This is a genomic window from Aquimarina algiphila, from assembly GCF_947494415.1.
Lineage (GTDB): Bacteria > Bacteroidota > Bacteroidia > Flavobacteriales > Flavobacteriaceae > Aquimarina > Aquimarina algiphila.
Genome location: NZ_CANLVC010000001.1, coordinates 332,890 through 345,982 on the forward strand (window position 1 = coordinate 332,890; position 13,093 = coordinate 345,982).

12 protein-coding genes are annotated in these 13,093 nt (G+C 33.4%); 2 read left to right on the forward strand and 10 right to left on the reverse strand.

Annotation, left to right across the window (positions count from 1 at the left end):
* Positions 1-56: 56 nt before the first annotated feature.
* The 10 genes from PQF96_RS01375 to PQF96_RS01420 are packed head-to-tail and all read right to left on the reverse strand — an operon-like array spanning position 57 to position 9,603.
* On the reverse strand, positions 57-1,121 hold the full coding sequence (locus PQF96_RS01375) for a M20 family metallo-hydrolase (protein ID WP_271764842.1): 1,065 nt from the start codon (positions 1,119-1,121) through the stop codon (positions 57-59).
* 3 nt (positions 1,122-1,124) lie between these two features.
* On the reverse strand, positions 1,125-1,907 hold the full coding sequence (gene argB / locus PQF96_RS01380; RefSeq protein WP_271764843.1) for an acetylglutamate kinase: 783 nt from the start codon (positions 1,905-1,907) through the stop codon (positions 1,125-1,127).
* Between the two features lie 46 nt (positions 1,908-1,953).
* A complete protein-coding gene (locus PQF96_RS01385; protein WP_271764844.1) occupies positions 1,954-2,901 on the reverse strand; it encodes an N-acetylornithine carbamoyltransferase in 948 nt (315 codons plus the stop codon).
* Positions 2,894-3,682, reverse strand: a complete 789-nt coding sequence (gene proB, locus PQF96_RS01390; RefSeq protein ID WP_109436541.1) for a glutamate 5-kinase — start codon at positions 3,680-3,682, stop codon at positions 2,894-2,896. The genes PQF96_RS01385 and proB overlap by 8 nt, the downstream gene beginning before the upstream one ends.
* On the reverse strand, positions 3,666-4,865 hold the full coding sequence (locus tag PQF96_RS01395) for a glutamate-5-semialdehyde dehydrogenase (protein ID WP_109436540.1): 1,200 nt from the start codon (positions 4,863-4,865) through the stop codon (positions 3,666-3,668). The genes proB and PQF96_RS01395 overlap by 17 nt, the downstream gene beginning before the upstream one ends.
* A complete protein-coding gene (locus PQF96_RS01400; protein WP_271764845.1) occupies positions 4,862-6,007 on the reverse strand; it encodes an aspartate aminotransferase family protein in 1,146 nt (381 codons plus the stop codon). Before PQF96_RS01400 ends, PQF96_RS01395 begins: the two co-directional genes overlap by 4 nt.
* A gap of 5 nt (positions 6,008-6,012) precedes the next feature.
* Positions 6,013-6,807 (reverse strand): pyrroline-5-carboxylate reductase, encoded by a 795-nt coding sequence (gene proC / locus PQF96_RS01405; protein ID WP_271764846.1) that lies wholly within the window; start codon positions 6,805-6,807, stop codon positions 6,013-6,015.
* A 2-nt stretch (positions 6,808-6,809) separates the two neighbouring features.
* Positions 6,810-7,787, reverse strand: coding sequence for an N-acetyl-gamma-glutamyl-phosphate reductase (gene argC / locus PQF96_RS01410; RefSeq protein ID WP_109436537.1), 978 nt, complete (start codon positions 7,785-7,787; stop codon positions 6,810-6,812).
* Positions 7,784-8,974, reverse strand: a complete 1,191-nt coding sequence (locus tag PQF96_RS01415) for an argininosuccinate synthase (protein ID WP_109436536.1) — start codon at positions 8,972-8,974, stop codon at positions 7,784-7,786. Before PQF96_RS01415 ends, argC begins: the two co-directional genes overlap by 4 nt.
* On the reverse strand, positions 8,962-9,603 hold the full coding sequence (locus PQF96_RS01420) for a GNAT family N-acetyltransferase (protein WP_143916097.1): 642 nt from the start codon (positions 9,601-9,603) through the stop codon (positions 8,962-8,964). The genes PQF96_RS01415 and PQF96_RS01420 overlap by 13 nt, the downstream gene beginning before the upstream one ends.
* Positions 9,604-10,276: 673 nt before the next feature.
* On the opposite strand from PQF96_RS01420, the gene PQF96_RS01425 reads away from it, so the two are divergent.
* Together PQF96_RS01425 and PQF96_RS01430 are read left to right on the forward strand one after the other, a co-directional pair.
* Complete coding sequence (locus PQF96_RS01425; RefSeq protein WP_271764847.1) at positions 10,277-11,233, forward strand: polysaccharide lyase family 7 protein; 957 nt, start codon at positions 10,277-10,279, stop codon at positions 11,231-11,233.
* 495 nt (positions 11,234-11,728) lie between these two features.
* On the forward strand, positions 11,729-13,012 hold the full coding sequence (locus tag PQF96_RS01430) for a polysaccharide lyase family 7 protein (protein ID WP_271764848.1): 1,284 nt from the start codon (positions 11,729-11,731) through the stop codon (positions 13,010-13,012).
* Positions 13,013-13,093: the final 81 nt, after the last annotated feature.

The window sequence follows — 13,093 nt, forward strand, 5'->3', positions numbered from 1 at the left end:
CTACATTTTAAATTATTATTTTAAATTTAACAAATTAAGTATAGAATCATAATTTTCTATACAATTCCTTCTAAAATCTTTATATATAGTTCTACTCCTTCTTTAATCTCATTCACGTAAATAAATTCATTAGCAGAATGCGATCGTGTTGAATCTCCCGGCCCTAGTTTTAAAGATGGGCAGCTTAATACTGATTGATCTGATAATGTTGGTGATCCATATGTTGTTCTTCCTAGTGCTATGCCTGATTCTACCACTGGATGATCTACAGGTATCGATGAAGATCCTAGATGTAATGATCTTGGACGAACCTCAACCTGTTCTGGCATTGCCCGTTTTACAAGTTCCAAAATCTCTTCATTTTTATACTTATCATTTACTCTGATATCCACTACCAGATCACAACTCGCTGGTACTACATTATGTTGATTTCCTGCATTTATTTGTGTTACAGTCATCTTTACTTTTCCTAAAGCTTCTGAATTTTTATCAAATACATAGGTTTCAAACCATTGTATAACCTGCAAGGCATTATAAATAGCATTATCGTCATTTGGATGTGCAGCATGACTTGCAGTTCCTTTTACTGATACATCTAAAACCAATAATCCTTTTTCTGCGACTGCCAATTGCATCAAAGTAGGTTCTCCTACAATCCCAAATTCTACATTCTTTAGATATTTTAATACGCTTTTTAATCCCAATGGTCCGCTGCTCTCTTCTTCTGCTGAGGCCACGATCACAAAATTGTATTTTAAACCATCCTTCTTATAAAAGTAAGTAAATGTGGCTAGTAATGACACCAAACATCCACCAGCATCATTACTCCCTAATCCATGTAATTTTCCATCTCCTACAAAAGCCTTAAAAGGATCATTAGTATAATTTCCATTAGGTTTTACCGTATCATGATGTGAGTTTAATAAAATAGTAGGCTTTGATTCATCAAAATGAGCATTATAAGCCCAGATATTATTATTCTCTCTTTCGAAAGGAATATCATTTTTGACAAACCAATGTTCTATCAACTTAGCCGTCTTATCCTCTTCTGAAGAAAAAGATGGGGTTTCTATTAGGTTATGCAAAAGCTCTATTGCCTGATTTGTTAGTTGTTCTACCATTGTTTATAGACTCAAAGTCGTATGTTTAGTTGTATTATCTTTTATAAAATCTGCATTTGCTATATGTACTTTACTCACTTTCTTTTGTAATGCTTCAAAACAGTTCTGAAGTTTAGGCAACATACCATCTGCAATCACCTGAGCATCCCGTAATTCGTTATATTTTTCTAAGTTTATATGTTCGATTACAGAATCTTTATCTTTTATATTTTCTAGAACACCCTTTAATTCAAAGCAATAAAACAATGAAACTTCATAATGAGGGCTCATCGCAGAAGCAATTTCAGATGCTATTGTATCGGCATTTGTATTAAACAATTGTCCATTTGAATCATGTGTTACTGCACAAAAAACTGGAGTTATTTTTTGATTCAAAAAGCCTTTTATTATTGTATCATTCACTTCTACTACATCTCCAACATACCCGTAATCTATAAACTGAACAGGTCTTTTCTCTGCTCTAATCACATTAGCATCTGCTCCTGTTAATCCCATAGCATTACAGTTATTCTTTTGTAATCCTGAAACAATTCTTTTATTTAACAATCCAGCATATGTCATTACAACAATATCTAAGTTTTCTGCTGATGTAATTCTTCGTCCATCAATCATTTCTGTCTTTACTCCAAGCTTAGCAGCAAGTTGTGTCGCTGACTTCCCTCCTCCATGAATCAGAATCTTAGGTTCTTTTATCTTTGAAAAATTCTCTAGAAAGGATTGCAAAGCAACCTCATCTTCTATTATTTTTCCACCAATTTTGGCAACCAGTAACTTCTGTTTTTCCATATCTACCTTTTTAAGTTTTTGCAAAAAATGCAAAGACTTAAAGTTTTCAATTATTTTGTAAAATCTTCTTTAACACCAATTGTGCTGCATATGTTCTATTGTTTGCTTGTTCAATAACAATAGAATTCTCACTGTCGATGACATCATCATCAACAACAACATTCCTTCTTACAGGTAAACAGTGCATAAATTTAGCATCATTGGTCAGGTTCATCTTCTCTTGAGAAATTTTCCATGAAGGATCATCTGTCAATGTTTTACCATAATCCTCATAAGCGCTCCAATTCTTGACATAAACAAAATCTGCATCTTTTAGCGCATTCTCTTGATTGTAATCAATGGGCACCTCTTTAGTAATCTGACTGGCTAACTCAAATCCCACAGGATGGGTAATTACAAAATTTGCGTCCATTCTTTGCATCATCTCTACAAAAGAATTAGCAACCGCCTGTGGTAAGGCTTTTGGATGCGGTGCCCATGATAGTACAACTTTGGGTTTATCTATTTTTTTATGTTCTGTTATCGTTATTGCATCTGTTAATGCTTGTAATGGATGCCCTGTAGCGCTTTCCATATTAATTACAGGAATAGAGGCATATTGTATAAAACTTTTAAGGATCTTCTCGCTATAGTCATCTTCTCTATTTTCTAACTTTGCAAAGGCACGTATTGCCAATACATCACAGTATTGAGAAACTACTTGTGCTGCTTCTTTAACATGTTCTGAATTACCCTGATCCATAACAGTACCATCACCATACTCTAAAGACCATCCTTCTCCTGTAAAGTTCATAACAATTACATTCATCCCCAGGTTTAAAGCTGCTTTTTGCGTACTCAAACGCGTACGAAGACTAGGATTAAAAAATAAAAGTCCAATCGTTTTATCCGCTCCCAAAGTTTTATTCGACATTGGAGTTTTCTTCATTTCTATAGCTTCACTTACCCAATCAGGTAGTGAATCTATATCTTCTATAGAAAAATAATTATTCATTATATACTGCTTTAACTATTTTGGTAAATAAAGTTTTATTTTGGATTGCATTGATTACAAAATTATCTTTCAATCCATTGATAACCCAAGTTTCTATATCTGCATTTTGAGCTATTCTTGCCGCTTCTATTTTCGATTTCATACCTCCCGTACCATGACTAGAAATCTCTGCAACAATTTCATTTTCTAACATCTCAATATCATTTACTTCATCAATTGTTTGATAAGTATTATTTTCTACCGATTCTTTAGTGCATATTCCATTCGTATTTGTTGCAATAACCAACAGATCTGCATTAAGTAAAGAAGCTGTCAATGCGGCTAGTTTATCATTATCACCAAATTGAATCTCATCGGTGGCTACAGTATCATTCTCATTAATGATCGGGATATAATTATTGGCAACTAATACATTAATTGTATTTATAATATTCTTTTTGGATTGCTCTCTTTCAAAATCTGAATAGGATAACAAACATTGAGAGGTTAGCAATCCAAGATCCCTAAAGCTTTCCTGAAATATTCGCATTAAATGTGGTTGCCCTATAGACGCTAAGGCTTGTTTTACGTCTATTGCTACTCCATTACTCTCCAGATTTACAAATTGTTTGGCTACAGCAATTGCTCCAGAACTCACAATAACAAATTCATATGTATCCTGAAGTGCCACTATTTGTCGACCTATATCTTCAATCTTTCCTCTAGAAATATGATCTGTTCCTTTGGTTAAGACATTTGATCCTACCTTGAGTACAATTCTTTTTTTATCTCGTCTGCCCATCTCCATGTATATACCATTTATTAGTTACCAAATGTTGTAAACCGATCGGGCCTCTTTGATGTAATTTATCTGTACTTATAGCTAGTTCTCCTCCAAGGCCTAATTGGAAACCATCGGTGAATCGAGTAGATGCATTATGATATACGGCTGCACAATCGACTGAAGACATAAATACTTCTGCCGCAGATTTATCCTTGGTGATTATAGCTGCAGAGTGTCCCCCACTAAATCTATTGATTTTGGAAATTGCTTCGGGAATGTTTTCGGTCTCTCCAATAACAATTTTGTAATCCAAAAATTCTTCAAACCAAACTGTATTTTTTTGTATTGGCTTTACTTCTTCATATTGAGATAGAGATTCATCCCCTAAAATTTCTACATTATATCCATGAAGTGTTGCAATAAGGTTTTTTACAAAATCTTCTTTATTAGGAAGGTTTTTATCTATTAAAACTTTATCTACAGCATTACAGGCAGAAATCTTATCTGTTTTTCCATTAATGATATTATCCAACGCTAATGCTTTATCGGCTTCTTTGTGTACATATACAAAGTTATTACCTCTACCACTTACAATGACCGGGCAGGATGCATGAGCTTTTACAAATTCAATTAATTTTTCTCCCCCACGAGGAACAATTAAATCTACTTTTTGCGTTGGTTTTTCTAGAAATACCTGTGTTTTCTGTCTATCATAATTCAAATATTCAACCCAATCTGTTGTAATATCATTTTCTAAAAGTGCCTGGTGCCAAAGTTTTACAATAGCCAGATTAGAATGTAATGATTCTTTTCCTCCTTTAAGTAATATTTTATTACCAGATTTGAAAGCAATTCCAGCTGCTTCTATAGTCACATCAGGTCTAGATTCATAGATAATCAATACCGTCCCAAAAGAAGCAGTTTTATTAAATATTTCCATCCCGTTATCATGATGAAACCTGAATCGCTCTACACCCACTGGGTCCTCCTGACCTGCCAATTGTTGAAGCGAGGTAATCATACCATCAATTTTATGCTCATCAACCTTAAGTCGGTCTCTCATCGCCAGATCATTACCAGAATATCCGTCCATATCTCTAATATTCGCCTGAATAATCGATGTTCTATTTTGATCTACAAGAATTGCCATTTTCTCTAAAACCAAATTTCTTTGTGATATGTTTAATGTTATACTACTCATAACCCAACTTTTTCTTCAACCAAAACATTTTGTAAAGCTTTAATGAATTGGTCAATTTCTTTTTTACCTATAGTTAATGGAGGAAGTATTCTTAATAGCTTTTTATTCATTGCTCCTCCTGTAAAAATATGTTCATCATAGATCATTTTTTTTCTCAGTTCACTAACTTCAAAATCAAACTCTAATCCCAGCATCAATCCTTTTCCTTTTACTTTTTGTAATCCCGGAATCTGCTGTACTTGTGATAAGAAATATTCTCCGGTTAACCTGGTATTATCTATTAGGTCTTCGCTTTCGATTACTTCTAGAACTGATAGTGCTGCAATACAAGCGAGATGATTCCCTCCAAAAGTAGTTCCTAACATTCCGTAGTTTGGTTCTATATGTGGTGCGATCATAATTCCTCCTATAGGAAAACCATTCCCCATACCTTTTGCTATAGAAATAATATCAGGAGTAATCCCATGGTATTGATGCGCAAAGAATTTTCCACTTCGTCCAAATCCCGATTGGACTTCATCTAAAATCAAAACCGCTCCAAATTCATGACATAAAGTTTCTAATGCTGTGAAGAATTCTGTTGTCCCTTCATCTAATCCTCCCACTCCTTGAATAGGTTCAACAATAACAGCACAAACATCACCTTTTTCTAATTCAGTCTTTACCAACTCAATTTCGTTTAACGGTAAAAAGGTGACGTCTTGCTGAGCATTTAAGGGCGAAATAATTTTAGTATTATCTGTTGTTGCAACTGCTGCTGAAGTTCTTCCGTGAAAACCATTATTAAAAGCAATAACTCTTGATTTTCCTGTATAAAAAGAGGCTAATTTCAGCGCATTTTCATTTGCTTCTGCTCCAGAATTACAAAGAAATAACTGATACTCGTCGTATCCAGACAACTCCCCTAGTTTTTTTGCTAATCTTGATTGCAAACTATTTTGAACTGCATTAGAATAAAAGCCTATTTTTTCTATTTGTTCTTTAAGTTTTTTTACATAATGAGGGTGAGAATGCCCAATCGAAATGACGGCGTGACCCCCATACATATCTAAGTACTCAATTCCGTTTTTATCGACTACGATACAGTCATAAGCATTAATTGGTTCTACATCATAAAGGGGATATACATCAAATAGTTTCATCTTCTTTATTTTATGGTATTAATTTTCTCATAAGAAGCCATTACTCCTTTTATTACAGAGGAACTTAACCCCTGGTGCTCCATTTCATTTAACCCTTCTATTGTACACCCTTGAGGTGTTGTCACTTTATCGATCTCTCGCTCGGGGTGAGTACCATTTTCTGCTACTAATGTTGCTGCTCCTATAGCAGTTTGTACTGCTATAATTTGCGCTTCATGAGGATGGAATCCCATTTGAATTCCTCCTTGGATCATAGCTCTTAGAAACCTTAAAAAGAATGCAATACCGCTCGCTCCTAAAACTGTTGCAGCCTGCATTAATCGTTCTTCGATTATTAAGGTTTCTCCTATAGTATCAAACATTTTTTTCACTATCTCTAATTCTTCTTTTACATCATCATTTGCTGCAATACATGTCATAGAAAGTTTCTTTGCTGCACCAGTATTTGGCATAACCCTAACTACTTTATTGCTTGGAACAATCTCATTAATTTCTGTAATAGATGTCCCTGTTACAGTCGAAATCAATATTTGGTCTGTAGTCACTATATCTTTGATTTCTTCTAATACCGCATCTAATTGCCTAGGTTGTACACAAAGAATTACCCATTTCACATTTTCTATAGACTCCGCTATATTTTGTGAAGTTGATACTCCTAATTTATCTTCAACTTCTTTTAGGTTATATATGGACTTATCAACTACGGTAATATTCTTAGCTTCAAACAAATCGCTACCCGCTAATCCTGATATGATTGATTTACCTAAATTTCCGCCTCCTATGATCGTTATTTTATTCATCTTTAAAATGCGCTTGCTTTTAATTCTAATCCTGTTTTTTCTTCTAATCCAAACATCAAATTCATGTTATGAATAGCCTGTCCAGAAGCTCCTTTTATCAAATTATCAATCACTGATGTAATCAATAACATTCCATCTTTCTTGCATACATGCAGAATACATTTATTTGTATTTACCACTTGTTTTAAATGAATCTCTTCATCAGAAATTACCGTGAATTTTGCGTCAGAATAAAATGATTTATACAGTGTTTTAGCATCGGATTCACTACCATCATATCTTGTATATATTGTGGCATAAATCCCTTTACTGAAATTCCCTCTATTCGGAATAAAAAATAAAGGAAAGTCAAAATCGGTTTGCAACTGCTTCAGACTTTGCTCAATCTCATCCAGATGCTGATGAGTAAACACTTTATAGCTAGAGAAATTATTATCTCTCCAACTAAAATGGGTTGTTCCTCCTGGCATTACTCCTGCCCCTGTGCTCCCAGTGGTAGCATTTATATGTACCGCATCAGTAAGTTTTCCCTCAGAAACCAAAGGAAGTAATGCCAACTGGATAGCCGTAGCAAAACATCCTGGATTAGCAATATTCTTTGAAGATTTAATCTTTTCCTTTTGTAACTCAGGTAAGCCATACACAAAATCTCTTCCTAAGAATTGTTTATCTTTTGTTAATCTAAAGTCATTACCCAGATCAATCACTTTTGTGGTTGAAGAAAATGTATGTGTTTCTAAAAATGATCTAGACCTTCCGTGACCAAGGCATAAAAACAATACGTCTACATCTGGATGTATTGTATCTGTAAATTCCAGATCTAATTCTCCAATCAAATCAGGATGTTGTTTATAAATTGAAATACCTGCATTGGTTGTACTATATACAAAGTCTAATTTCACCTCAGGATGATGCACCAATAATCTTAGTAATTCTCCTGCAGTATATCCTGATCCTCCTATAATCCCTACCTGTATCATAATTCATTTGGATTTACATTATGATATATTTTATTGGCATTACCATAAATTTTGATAAAACCTTTGGCATCATCAGACGTCCATGAATTATTCATTTCTCCATATTGCCCAAAATCTGATTTCATCATATCATAATCAGATTCTATACCCTCTAAAATAAAGTGGTAAGGTTTTAACTTCACCTTTACATCTCCTGTTACTGATTTTTGAGCATCTTCCATAAATACTTCAATATTTCTCATCACAGGATCCAAATAATTCCCTTCATGCAATAACATTCCATACCAATTAGCCAATTGTTCTTTCCAATACTGTTGCCATTTGGTTAATACATGTTTTTCTAATAAATGATGTGCTTTTATAATAATCATTGGTGCAGCGGCTTCAAACCCAACCCTTCCTTTAATTCCAATTATAGTATCACCGACATGGATGTCTCTTCCGATAGCAAATGCACTTGCTAACTCTTCCAGTTTTTGAATATTTTTTACGGGAGTATCTTGTACTCCATCAAGCCCGGTAAGTTCGCCTTTTTCAAAATGAAGGGTAATTGTTTCTTCTTTTTCCTTTTTTAATTGGCTTGGATATGCTGTATCAGGTAATGCACTATGAGATGTTAATGTTTCTTTTCCTCCTACACTAGTCCCCCATATTCCTTTGTTAATAGAGTATTGTGCCTTTTCCCAGCTATAGTGCACTCCATGTTTTTCCAGATAGGTTACTTCTTCTTGTCTAGAAAGTTTTAAATCTCTTATCGGAGTAATGATTTCAATCTCTGGAGCTAATGTTTGAAAAATTACATCAAATCTGATTTGATCATTTCCTGCCCCTGTACTTCCGTGAGCAATGTATTTTGCTCCTACCTTTTTTGCATAGTTAATTACTTCTATAGCCTGAAAAATTCGTTCAGCACTAACTGACAAAGGATAGGTGTTATTTTTTAATACATTTCCAAAAATCAAATACTTAATTGCTTTATTATAAAAATCATCCAATATTGTTTTATTAACATGATCCTTACTACCTAGCTCGTATGCTCTCTTCTCGGTTTCTTCTAATTCTTTTTCTGAAAAACCTCCTGTATTTACCAAGATGGTATGTACTTCAAGATTTTTCTCATGAATAAGGTATTTTACGCAGTATGAAGTATCTAAACCTCCGCTATATGCTAATACTACTTTTTCCATACTAATAATTGTTTATTATTTTCAAGCATAGATTGCTTGATTTTTTTTAATCTTTTTAATACTTTTTTATTGAACCATTTTTCTTTTTTCTTAACTTTTTGTGTAGGATCGTATAGCATTCCTGTACATAAACACATTTTGTGATCCTTAGATGTTAAAATTTCAAAATTGGTACATGTTTTACACCCGGCCCAAAACTTTGGATCATCGGTCAGTTCTGAAAATGTAACAGGTTTATAACCTAAGTCTGAATTTATCTTCATTACTGCCAGTCCTGTAGTAATTCCAAACACCTTAGCTGTTGGGTATTTATTTAAAGAATGATGAAATGTAAACTCTTTGATTTTTTTAGCTAACCCTCTATTTCTAAAATCAGGATGAACTATTAACCCAGAATGTGCTACATATTTTTCATGTCCCCAGACCTCGATATAGCAAAATCCAGCAAATTGGTCTCCGGATAATGCTATAATTGCATTACCATTTTGCATTTTGGTTTGCACATACTCTGGCGTACGTCTAGCAATACCTGTCCCTCTGACTTTGGCAGATTCTGATATTACTTCACATATTTCTTGTGCGTATCTAAGATGGCTTTCGCCAGCAATTATGATATCTACTTTTTTCATAAACGAATTACGCTTATTAAAGAAGCTTTGAAATTGAATACTAGTTGATTGTTTTGAATCCGGATAAAACTGAAGTAACAATGAAGTTATATCTCCCAAAAAAATAAATATACTTATAAAAGTAATTCTTAGAATTTGGATTTCATTAAATGGATTCGATGTTTATAGGGGAAGTAGGACGCACCTACTTCAGAAGAAAATTAGACCCCCAAGGGGCGACGAAAGCGGCGTACAGGAATAATTGTATTATCTAATGTGTTCAATAACTGAACTCTAACTTCTGTAAAAATGTAATTTACCGTTTTCATAATAGTAACTCTAAATCGTCGGCCGTAGCCCCTTTCGTTAACTAGATAGTGCAATAATACATAAAAACTAAATATCGATTGCAAAACAATTCACAAAATTTAATAAAAATGTCATTTTGATAAAATTACACCTCTTGATTTAGAGATATCATAAAAATATTACCTTCAAGACACATATTAAACAAAGCTCCATCAGATCAAATTAAAACATATATTTTGATTTCCCTAAATAAATAGCCTCCAATACTTTATCATATGAATTAAAAAAAAATCCAATAATTTTTAATTTTCAATAAATTTTCTTTAATTGGGTTCAAATTGGTTGACCAATTTGAATTAACCGATATTAAAAACCCCAAACAGAAATGAAAAATATTAATTTTTTAGGCACAATTTTAATACTCCTCAGTCTCGTTTTTTCGTATAGTTGTTCTTCGGATTCTGAACCAACTGATCCAGCTGAACCAACTAATCCAGAAGAACAAGGTTCAGGGAATGATGATCAAACTGAAGGAGATGATGGAGATGGAAGCACATCTACGATTCCTTATGAAGTTTTACAATTAAAAAATTGGAAAATCACTCTCCCTAGAGATTTTGATAATGACAATTTAGCGGATGAAGTGTATATTGATAAAAACAGAAATGATTTTATTGATGATCCAAGTTTTAAGACATATAAAGATGAATTCTTTTTTGTTGAAAACGGAAACGTACGATTTTTATGCCCAACAGAAAATGGCACCCCTACCACTGGTAACTCTTCAAATACAAGGAGTGAGTTGAGAGAAATGCCATCTGATGGAAGTGGCGAAACAGGTTGGGATGCTACCGATAACAGCGTTAAAACATTAACTTTTAAAATAAGAATTATACAAACTTCTTCTACAGGAAAATTTGCTTTTGCTCAAATTCATGATTTTAAGCAAGATATTTGGGATGATTTATTGCGAATACAAATACAAAGCGATAATGTTAATGCTAAAGAAGGAGATACTGGTAGAATATATCTACTGGGAGATGTTACAGAAGGTAAAATGTCTGATGGATTCCCTGTTGATTTTAGAAGCTTAAACTATAGCGATCGATACATTAAAAATGATTATGTATTAGGAAATTGGTTATCATTTAAAGTAACTGTACAAAATAGCTTGATGAAAATCTTTCTTGATGACATGAATACTCCCATACGAACATATGACAATATCACATGTACTAGTAATTACTACAAAGTAGGGGTATATAACCAATCAACTACGTCTACAAGCATGGGGAATGGTATTGCAGAATTTAGCGAAATAACAGCCTCAGAAAACTTCTAATAAACCTCTTCTTAGGCTCTTAATAATAAGCGAGATTACAAATATCTCGCTTATTTTTTTATGTTCAAATCAGATTGTATTACAATATTATTACTCTCAAAAAATTGATAGCTAAATAATCTTAAATATTAAGGTTTCATTAAATTAATCCAATGTTTGTTGAGGGAACAGAATACACCTATTTCAGAAGAAAATAAGACCCTAAGGGTCGATGAATGCACTGTAAAAGAGTAACTGCATTAACGAATATATGTTAAGACTGAGTTTTAACTTCTGCAAAAATGTAATTTACCACCTTCATAATCGCAACTATGTATACTGTAAATCTCAAAAAACAAAATCTTACCCCCCACTTAAACTTATTAATTCTTATTTTTTTAACAATAAAAATGATAAATATATTATTTTAATTAGTTTTTTTTAAGAATTTATCTTAAATTGGTCAACCAAATTGGTCGACCAATTTTATCAACACATAAATTCAACAACAAAACGATGAAAACTACTAAATTATTTTGCCATCTCTTGGCAATTGTATCTATTGGATTGTTATCCAATTGTACTACCGAAACAGAATCTTTAGACGATCCTAGTCTAATTGAACAACAGAACACCTTAAAGGCATTAACTGAATTATCAGTTTCATCTGTCTCTGCAAATGGAGATGATGGTAATGTTCCTGCCAATACTTTAGATGGAAATTTGAACACCAGATGGTCTTCAAATGGAACAACAGGAAAATACATCACTTACGATTTAGGTTCTTCAAAGAAAATCTCTAGTGTAAAATTAGCCTGGTATAAGGGGAATCAACGAAAAGCATTTTTTAAAATTAGGGTTGGAAACTCTACTTCAAGCCTATCTACTGTTGTCGATAAAAAATCAAGTGGAAGTAGTGGATCTACAACTCAACTAGAAACTTATAATTTTAGCGAAGTAAGCGCCCGATATGTTCGTATATCTTGTTTTGGCAATTCTAGCAATAGTTGGAATAGTCTCACAGAAACCGAAATTTATGGTAATACCGACGGTGGTAACCCACCACCTCCACCACCGCCATCAGGAAATACGCCATACGATCTTCTTGGTCTTCAAAATTGGAAATTGAATGGCTTATCAGGATCTCCATCTAATAATGATTATGTAGATGCAATCCCGAACCTAAGTAATTATACTAATAACAATTGGTTTTTTGTAGAAAACAATTGGGCAATATTTCAGGTATGGGCAGGTAGCGACACATCTTCTGGTTCTGGTAATCCAAGAATGGAACTTAGAGAATTAACCGCTAATGGTAACAACAATATTTTCTGGGATGGTACAACCAACAAAGAACATAGAATGAAATGGAAGGTTAGAGTGGATCGTTTACCCAGTTCTGGAAAAGTTTGTTTTGGACAAATTCATGATAAAACTGATTTTTTTGATGATGTAATTAGAGTACAATGTCAAGGAAGTGCCAACCAAACCAGCGGAAGTGTAAAATTAAGAATTAATGGTTATGTAACCGAAGAACTCGAAGGCGGTGGAAAAACTGTCGGCAATTTTAACTTAGGAGAAGAACTGTATTTCGAATTAACATATAAAAATAGTATAGTAAAACTATATGAACTAAATAGTAGTGGTAATCGAGTAAATACCATATTCACTTCTCAGAGCGCGCCTGCTAAACAAAATTACTTTAAAGCAGGAAATTATTTGCAATCTATGAAAGGAAAAAGCTATAAAAGTTCTGACTATGGTAGGGTAGCAATCAATAAGTTAGAGGTATTTCATTAACACCTAAAAAAGTACACATCGTAAACAAAGCTATCCAGTGATTTTCTGAATAGCTTTGTTTTTTTAGAAAAATCCAGTCTT